Source organism: Streptococcus pseudopneumoniae, assembly GCF_038148935.1.
Lineage (GTDB): Bacteria > Bacillota > Bacilli > Lactobacillales > Streptococcaceae > Streptococcus > Streptococcus pseudopneumoniae_U.
The window spans coordinates 1-7,400 of sequence record NZ_JBBJZX010000096.1 but is presented as its reverse complement, the minus strand read 5'-3'; the positions used below and the strand labels follow the sequence as shown (position 1 = coordinate 7,400).

General features: G+C 39.3%; 8 protein-coding genes and 1 pseudogene. 8 read left to right on the top strand and 1 reads right to left on the bottom strand.

The annotated features are described in order from the left end of the window. The 8 genes and pseudogenes from WKI42_RS08895 to tsf form a co-directional block, all read left to right on the top strand. Window positions 1-156, top strand: a pseudogene (locus WKI42_RS08895) (energy-coupling factor transporter ATPase); the annotation flags it as partial. After that, window positions 141-980 carry an energy-coupling factor transporter ATPase gene (locus WKI42_RS08890; protein ID WP_173306564.1) on the top strand — a complete coding sequence of 280 codons (840 nt, stop codon included), beginning with the start codon at window positions 141-143 and terminating at the stop codon, window positions 978-980. The pseudogene WKI42_RS08895 and the gene WKI42_RS08890, both read left to right, overlap by 16 nt. Continuing rightward, a complete protein-coding gene (locus tag WKI42_RS08885; RefSeq protein ID WP_042751848.1) occupies window positions 973-1,767 on the top strand; it encodes an energy-coupling factor transporter transmembrane component T family protein in 795 nt (264 codons plus the stop codon). The genes WKI42_RS08890 and WKI42_RS08885 overlap by 8 nt, the downstream gene beginning before the upstream one ends. Window positions 1,768-1,826: 59 nt before the next feature. Then, window positions 1,827-2,645 (top strand): rod shape-determining protein MreC, encoded by an 819-nt coding sequence (gene mreC / locus WKI42_RS08880; RefSeq protein ID WP_173306563.1) that lies wholly within the window; start codon window positions 1,827-1,829, stop codon window positions 2,643-2,645. After that, window positions 2,645-3,139 (top strand): rod shape-determining protein MreD, encoded by a 495-nt coding sequence (gene mreD, locus WKI42_RS08875; protein ID WP_083977808.1) that lies wholly within the window; start codon window positions 2,645-2,647, stop codon window positions 3,137-3,139. Before mreC ends, mreD begins: the two co-directional genes overlap by 1 nt. Window positions 3,140-3,232: 93 nt before the next feature. Then, window positions 3,233-4,411, top strand: a complete 1,179-nt coding sequence (pcsB, locus tag WKI42_RS08870) for a peptidoglycan hydrolase PcsB (RefSeq protein ID WP_173306562.1) — start codon at window positions 3,233-3,235, stop codon at window positions 4,409-4,411. Between the two features lie 224 nt (window positions 4,412-4,635). After that, window positions 4,636-5,415, top strand: coding sequence for a 30S ribosomal protein S2 (gene rpsB, locus WKI42_RS08865; protein ID WP_000268466.1), 780 nt, complete (start codon window positions 4,636-4,638; stop codon window positions 5,413-5,415). Window positions 5,416-5,494: 79 nt separating this feature from the next. Beyond that, window positions 5,495-6,535, top strand: a complete 1,041-nt coding sequence (tsf, locus tag WKI42_RS08860) for a translation elongation factor Ts (protein ID WP_173234333.1) — start codon at window positions 5,495-5,497, stop codon at window positions 6,533-6,535. Between the two features lie 121 nt (window positions 6,536-6,656). Here the strand turns inward: tsf and WKI42_RS08855 are convergent. Next, window positions 6,657-7,400 (bottom strand): PLP-dependent cysteine synthase family protein (locus WKI42_RS08855; protein WP_368081721.1); only part of this gene is annotated, 744 nt, incomplete at its 5' end.

The window sequence follows — 7,400 nt, the reverse complement described above, 5'->3', positions numbered from 1 at the left end:
AGAGAACTTTTCTCTCGAAATGATTTAGATCAAATTGGATTAGACGATCCTTTTGCCAATCAATTAAAACATTCTTTGAGCCAGAATGGCTATGATTTACCTGAAAATTATTTGACAGAAAGTGAGCTAGAGGATAAGCTATGGGAATTGCTCTAGAAAATGTGAATTTTATATATCAAGAAGGGACTCCCTTAGCTTCAACAGCTTTGTCGGATGTTTCTTTGACGATTGAAGATGGTTCTTATACGGCTTTAATTGGGCACACAGGTAGTGGTAAATCAACTATTTTACAACTCTTAAATGGTTTATTGGTTCCAAGTCAAGGGAGTGTGCGAGTTTTTGATACCTTAATCACCTCGACTTCTAAAAATAAAGATATTCGTCAAATTAGAAAACAAGTTGGCTTGGTATTTCAGTTTGCTGAAAATCAGATTTTTGAAGAAACGGTTTTGAAAGACGTTGCTTTTGGACCGCAAAATTTTGGAGTTTCTGAAGAAGATGCGGAGAAGATTGCGCGTGAGAAACTGGCTCTGGTTGGAATTGATGAATCACTTTTAAATCGTAGCCCGTTTGAGCTGTCAGGGGGACAAATGAGACGTGTGGCCATTGCAGGCATACTTGCCATGGAGCCAGCTGTATTAGTCTTAGATGAACCCACAGCAGGCCTGGATCCTCTGGGTAGAAAAGAGTTGATGAATTTGTTCAAAAAACTCCACCAGTCAGGGATGACCATTGTCTTGGTAACGCATTTGATGGATGATGTTGCTGAATATGCGAATCAAGTCTATGTGATGGAAAAGGGACGTCTAGTTAAGGGTGGTAAGCCAAGTGATGTCTTTCAAGATGTTGTCTTTATGGAAGAAGTGCAGTTGGGAGTACCTAAAATTACTGCCTTTTGTAAACGATTGGCGGATAGAGGCGTGTCATTTAAACGATTACCGATTAAGATAGAGGAGTTCAAGGAGTCGCTAAATGGATAGTATGATTTTGGGGCGTTATATCCCAGGGGATTCGATTGTTCACCGATTGGATCCACGTAGCAAATTACTGGCTATGATGCTACTGATTTTAATCGTTTTTTGGGCTAATAACCCTTTGACGAATCTAATTCTTTTTATAGCGACAGGGATCTTTATTGCCTTGTCCGGAGTATCTCTTTCATTCTTTATTCAGGGCTTGAAATCTATGTTTTTCTTGATTGCCTTCACAACTATTTTTCAACTGTTTTTCATTTCTAATGGGAATGTTTTATTTGAGTTTTCGTTTGTGAGAATCACGGATTATGCTTTGCAACAAGCTGGAATTATTTTTTGTCGCTTTGTATTGATTATTTTCTTTTCAACTTTGTTAACCTTAACAACCATGCCCTTAAGTTTGGCATCAGCTGTCGAAGCTTTGTTAGCGCCTTTAAAGCGTGTGAAAGTTCCAGTTCATGAAATCGGTTTGATGCTGTCCATGAGTTTGCGTTTTGTCCCAACCTTAATGGACGATACGACGCGGATTATGAATGCACAGAAAGCGCGTGGAGTGGATTTTGGTGAAGGAAGCATCGTTCAAAAAGTAAAGGCTATGATTCCCATTTTGATTCCTCTTTTTGCGACAAGTTTAAAACGTGCAGATTCCTTGGCTATCGCCATGGAAGCGCGTGGTTATCAGGGAGGAAAAGGTAGAAGTCAATACCGACAATTGGAATGGACTCGAAAGGATACGCTGACTATTCTTGTTATTATCGTACTTGGTTGTTGCTTATTTTTCTTAAAATCTTAGTAGCTTTCAGGAATTGATAAAAAAGTTACTGTAACAGTTCTTGATATAAAGGTAGGGATATGAACCGTTTTAAAAAATCAAAATATGTCATTATTGTTTTTGTCACTGTTCTGCTTGTATCAGCTCTCTTAGCGACGACTTATTCAAGTACAATTGTGACAAAATTAGGAGATGGAATCTCATTGGTTGATAGGGTTGTACAAAAACCTTTTCAGTGGTTTGATTCTGTCAAATCAGATTTGGCTCATTTGACACGAACATATAATGAAAATGAAAGTTTGAAGAAACAGATTTACCAGTTAGAAGTCAAATCAAATGAGGCGGAAAGTTTAAAGACGGAAAATGAACAACTGCGTCAATTGCTTGATATGAAGTCTAAATTGCAAGCCACAAAGACTTTAGCAGCAGATGTTATTATGCGTTCTCCGGTATCTTGGAAGCAGGAGTTGACCTTAGATGCAGGGAAATCAAAAGGTGCTTCTGAGAACATGTTAGCTATTGCAAATGGTGGCTTGATTGGGAGTGTTTCAAAAGTGGAGGACAACTCTACTATGGTCAACCTTCTGACAAATACGGAAAATACTGATAAGATTTCTGTTAAAATTCAACACGGCACTACTACAATTTATGGAATTATTGTTGGCTACGACAAGGAAAATGAAGTTCTTAAAATTAGTCAATTAAATAGTAATAGCGATATTAGTACAGGCGATAAGGTGACAACGGGTGGATTAGGAAACTTTAACGTTACGGATATTCCTGTTGGTGAAGTGGTTGCCACAACGCATAGTACAGACTATTTGACACGAGAAGTAACTGTTAAATTGAGTGCAGATACTCATAATGTGGATGTGATAGAATTAGTGGGGAATTCATAATGAGACAGTTGAAGCGGGTTGGAGTGTTTTTATTGCTCCCTTTCTTTGTTCTAATTGACGCCCATATTAGCCAGCTTCTGGGCTCATTTTTCCCCCATGTACATTTAGCTAGTCATTTTCTGTTTCTATTTCTCTTGTTTGAGACGATAGAAGTATCAGAGTATCTCTACCTAGTCTATTGTTTTGTGATAGGCTTGGTTTACGATGTTTACTTTTTCCATCTAATAGGGATTGCAACTCTCTTATTTATCTTATTGGGAGCCTTTCTTCATAAATTGAATAGTGTTATTTTGTTGAATCGTTGGACACGAATGCTCTCTATGATTGTCCTGACCTTCCTGTTTGAAATGGGTAGTTATCTTTTGGCTTTTATGGTAGGGCTGACAGTGGATAACATGTCGATTTTTATAGTCTATAGCTTGGTACCGACGATGATTTTAAATTTTTTATGGATTATTGTTTTTCAATTTATTTTTGAAAAATATTATCTATAAGAACGACATATAAATGTAACAAAGGCGTAATATTTATTGGAGTTTTTTTTGGTATACTAGTATTGTCTTAAACAGAAGGAGTATTTATTAACCATGAAGAAAAAAATCTTAGCCTCGCTTTTATTAAGTACAGTAATGGTTTCCCAGGCAGCAGTATTGACGACTGCCCATGCAGAAACGACTGATGACAAAATTGCTGCTCAAGATAATAAAATTAGTAACTTAACAGCACAACAAGAAGAAGCACAAAAACAAGTTGATCAAATTCAGGAGCAAGTATCTGCTATTCAAGCAGAGCAATCTAACTTGCAATCTGAAAATGATAGATTACAAGCAGAATCTAAGAAACTCGAGGGTGAGATTACAGAACTTTCTAAAAACATTGTTTCTCGTAACCAATCTTTGGAAAAACAAGCTCGTAGTGCTCAAACAAATGGAGCCGCAACTAGCTATATCAATACCATTGTAAACTCAAAATCAATTACAGAAGCTATTTCACGTGTTGCTGCAATGAGTGAAATCGTATCTGCCAACAACAAAATGTTGGAACAACAAAAGGCAGATAAAAAAGCTATTTCTGAAAAACAAGTAGCAAACAATGAAGCAATCAATACTGTAATTGCCAATCAACAAAAATTGGCAGATGATGCTCAAGCATTGACTACTAAACAGGCAGAACTAAAAGCTGCTGAATTGAGTCTTGCTGCTGAGAAAGCGACAGCTGAAGGGGAAAAAGCAAGTCTATTGGAACAAAAAGCAGCAGCTGAGGCAGAGGCACGTGCAGCTGCGGCAGCAGAAGCAGCTTATAAAGAAAAACAAGCTAGCCAACAACAATCAGTACTTGCTTCAGGTAATACAAACCTAACAGCACAGGTACAAGCAGTATCTGAATCTGTAGTAGCACCTGTTCAGGCTAAAGTACGTCCAACATATAACACGGATGCCTCAACTTATCCAATTGGAGAATGTACCTGGGGAGTTAAAACATTAGCACCTTGGGCTGGAGACTATTGGGGTAATGGAGCACAGTGGGCCACAAGTGCAGCAGCAGCAGGTTTCCGTACAGGTTCAACCCCTCAAGTTGGAGCAATTGCATGTTGGAACGATGGTGGATATGGACACGTAGCGGTTGTTACAGCTGTTGAATCAACAACACGTATTCAAGTATCAGAATCAAACTATGCAGGTAATCGCACACTTGGAAACCACCGTGGATGGTTTAATCCAACAACGACTTCTGAAGGTTTTGTGACATATATTTATGCAGACTAATTACAGAGGGACTCGAATAGAGCCCTCTTTTTCAGTTTTTACCAGGGACAATAACTATTAAAAATCCCATCAAAATAGCTTGAAAATATCGAAAAAGTATGGTAGAATAAAAATTGTCGTGTGAACGATAATAATCATTCTTGATGAATTGTGAAGCAGTTGCCCTTGGGTCGTTTTGCGAGTTGAAGTCAAGAAGAGGAAAAAAACAAAAAGGAGAAATACTCATGGCAGTAATTTCAATGAAACAACTTCTTGAGGCTGGTGTACACTTTGGTCACCAAACTCGTCGCTGGAACCCTAAGATGGCTAAATACATCTTTACAGAGCGTAACGGAATCCACGTTATCGACTTGCAACAAACTGTAAAATACGCTGACCAAGCATACGACTTCATGCGTGATGCGGCAGCTAACGATGCAGTTGTATTGTTCGTTGGTACTAAGAAACAAGCAGCTGATGCAGTTGCTGAAGAAGCAGTACGTTCAGGTCAATACTTCATCAACCATCGTTGGTTGGGTGGAACTCTTACAAACTGGGGAACAATCCAAAAACGTATCGCTCGTTTGAAAGAAATCAAACGTATGGAAGAAGATGGAACTTTCGAAGTTCTTCCTAAGAAAGAAGTTGCACTTCTTAACAAACAACGTGCACGTCTTGAAAAATTCTTGGGTGGTATCGAAGATATGCCTCGTATCCCAGATGTGATGTACGTAGTTGACCCACATAAAGAGCAAATCGCTGTTAAAGAAGCTAAAAAATTGGGAATCCCAGTTGTAGCGATGGTTGACACAAACACTGATCCAGATGATATCGATGTAATCATCCCAGCTAACGATGATGCTATCCGAGCTGTTAAATTGATCACAGCTAAATTGGCTGACGCTATCATCGAAGGACGTCAAGGTGAGGATGCAGTAGCAGTTGAAGCAGAATTTGCAGCTTCAGAAACTCAAGCAGATTCAATTGAAGAAATCGTTGAAGTTGTAGAAGGCGACAACGCTTAATTCATAATAAATAGTAATTACCTAGGAGGGCGGGGCTTAGCCCGGCTCTCCTATTTTTAAAAAATATAGGAGAATCAAAATGGCAGAAATTACAGCTAAACTTGTTAAAGAGTTGCGTGAAAAATCTGGTGCTGGTGTTATGGACGCTAAAAAAGCATTGGTTGAAGTGGAAGGCGATATCGAAAAAGCGATTGAATTGCTTCGCGAAAAAGGTATGGCAAAAGCAGCTAAGAAAGCTGACCGTGTTGCTGCAGAAGGTTTGACTGGTGTTTATGTTGACGGTAACATTGCAGCAGTTGTTGAAGTAAATGCTGAAACTGACTTCGTTGCGAAAAACGCTCAATTTGTTGAGTTGGTAAACGCAACAGCTAAAGCAATCGTTGAAGGAAAACCAGCTAATAACGAAGAAGCTCTTGCTTTGACAATGCCTTCAGGTGAAACTCTTGAAGCTGCATACGTATCTGCAACAGCGACTATCGGAGAAAAAATCTCATTCCGTCGCTTTGCTTTGATTGAAAAAACAGATGCACAACACTTCGGAGCCTACCAACACAACGGTGGACGTATCGGTGTTATCTCTGTAATCGAAGGTGGAGACGAAGCACTTGCTAAACAATTGTCAATGCACATCGCAGCGATGAAACCAACAGTTCTTTCTTACAAAGAATTAGATGAACAATTCGTTAAAGATGAGTTGGCACAATTGAACCACGTTATCGACCAAGATAACGAAAGCCGTGCAATGGTTAACAAACCAGCTCTTCCACACTTGAAATATGGATCAAAAGCACAATTGACTGATGATGTTATTGCTCAAGCTGAAGCTGACATCAAAGCTGAATTGGCTGCAGAAGGCAAACCAGAAAAAATCTGGGACAAAATCATCCCAGGTAAAATGGATCGCTTCATGCTTGACAATACTAAAGTTGACCAAGCTTACACACTTCTTGCACAAGTTTACATCATGGATGACAGCAAGACAGTTGAAGCATATCTTGAATCAGTTAACGCTTCAGTAGTTGAGTTCGCTCGCTTTGAAGTTGGTGAAGGTATTGAGAAAGCTGCAAACGACTTTGAAGCTGAAGTTGCAGCTACAATGGCAGCAGCCTTGAATAACTAATTATAGAAAGGAAGTAAATTTGCTTCCTTTTTTCTATGCAGTCGATCCTTATAGGGAGAACTTCCTATTTTCAAGGTAAAAATAAAAAGCCCTATAATAAGGGCCAATTGTATTTAGGAGACTAAACTTCAAATTCATAGAGTGCTGTAGAGAGATAACGTTCACCGTTATCTGGTGCTAGAGCAAGGACCTTTTTACCTGTACCTAATTTTTTGGCAACCTCGATGGCTCCGTAGATAGCTGCAGCTGAAGAAATCCCTACAAGGAAGCCTTCTTTTCCACCAATTTCACGTCCGAGTGCAAGAGCATCATCTGATGTTACACGAACAATACCATCATAGGCGTTTGTATCAAGTGTATCAGGAATAAATCCAGCTGAGATACCTTGAATTTTGTGAGGACCAGGTTTTTCACCAGATAGAATAGCAGATTCATCTGCTTCTACTGCAAAAACTTGAATACTTGAATTTGCTGATTTGAGTGCATGAGAAACACCAGAAATTGTTCCACCGGTACCCACTCCAGCAACAAAGGCATCTAGTCCATCTTTACCGAAAGCAGCTAGTATTTCAGCTCCTGTTGTTCTTTCGTGTACCTCTGGATTTGCTGGGTTGTCAAATTGAAGAGGAAGGAAACCATCACGTTCAGCAGCGATTTCTTGAGCTTTGGCAATAGCACCCTTCATTCCTTCGCTACCAGGCGTAAGGACGAGTTCAGCACCATAGGCTTGGATGATCTTACGTCGTTCTACACTCATAGTTTCAGGCATAACGATGACGACTTTATACCCTTTAGCAGCACCTACCCATGAAAGTCCAATACCAGTGTTTCCACTTGTTGCTTCAACAATAGTAGAACCAGGTTT